Origin of the sequence: Saccharopolyspora elongata (genome assembly GCF_004348985.1) — a bacterium.
Taxonomy (GTDB): Bacteria; Actinomycetota; Actinomycetes; order Mycobacteriales; family Pseudonocardiaceae; genus Saccharopolyspora; species Saccharopolyspora elongata.
In genome coordinates this window covers 1-1,121 of sequence record NZ_SMKW01000232.1, presented here as the reverse complement: position 1 = coordinate 1,121, position 1,121 = coordinate 1, and the positions used below count along the sequence as shown (strand labels likewise).

At 59.9% G+C, this 1,121-nt stretch carries 1 protein-coding gene; it reads left to right on the top strand.

Annotated features, from left to right (window positions below):
• Positions 1-1,025: group II intron reverse transcriptase (locus E1288_RS46450; protein WP_132495735.1), on the top strand; the 1,025-nt coding region annotated here is incomplete at its 5' end.
• Positions 1,026-1,121 lie beyond the last annotated feature (96 nt).

Sequence of the window (1,121 nt, the reverse complement as noted above, 5' to 3'; positions counted from 1 at the left end):
GACTCATCAGTCCGTTGCTGCTGAACATCACGCTGCACGGCATGGGGAACGCCGCAGGGGACATAGACCGACAGCCGATTTGGCAGAAGTCGGCCCAAGTGACCCCGACCTTTGTTCGGTACGCCGACGACTTCGTGGTGATGTGCGCCACGGAAGAACAGGCATACACGGTAAAGCAGAGGCTCACCGAATGGCTGGAACCGAGAGGGCTGGCTTTCAACGATGAGAAGACCCGCGTGGTCCACATCGACGAAGGCTTCGACTTCCTCGGCTTCCACGTCCGCCGGTTCGAGGGGAAGCTGCTGACCAAACCGAGCAGAGAAGCGGTGAAGCGATTCAAGGAGAGGGTTACGGCGATCTCCAAGGAGATGGCCACGGCCAAGACGGCAGATGTCATACGCCGCCTCAATCCCTTGATCAAGGGGTGGTCCACCTACTACCGCGGTGCAGCAGCGAGCAAGGTCTTCGGAGACCTCGATCACTGGATGTACAAAAGGATGTTCAGGTGGGTCAAGCGAAGGCATCCGAAAAAGTCGACCGCGTGGATGCGGAACAACTACTTCGGAGCCTTCCACCCGCATCGCAGAGACAACTGGGTCTTCGGTGACAAGGAGACCGGTGCATACCTGGTGAAGCTCAGCTGGACACACATCGTTCGCCACACCGTGGTGAAAGGGGCGGCATCTCCGGATGATCCGTCTTTGGTGAACTACTGGGCCGAGCGGCGCAATAAGCGCAAGCATCCAGAGGCCCACGGCCGGAAGGTCGTGGGAATGGCAGCCCAACAGAAGGGTCTGTGCCCGCTGTGCGGCACGGATCTCATCGCCGGGGCCGGATATGAGCCCGAATCGGTACGCGAATGGGCGGACTGGTTCGATGCGAATTTCCGGCGACTGCACAAGCACCATCTGACCTACCGCTCGCGCGGCGGATCGGATCAGGCCAACAACCTCGTGCTCATTCACTCCGATTGCCATAGGAAGCACCATGCTTCCGACTACAAGGAGATGCAGGAAATTGCGTAGCCATTTGGGCCTGCTTGAGCCGGGTGCGGTGAAAGTCGCACGCCCGGTTCTGAGGGGGGACTCTGCGCCGAGAGGTCAGGGTCCTACCCGACACAC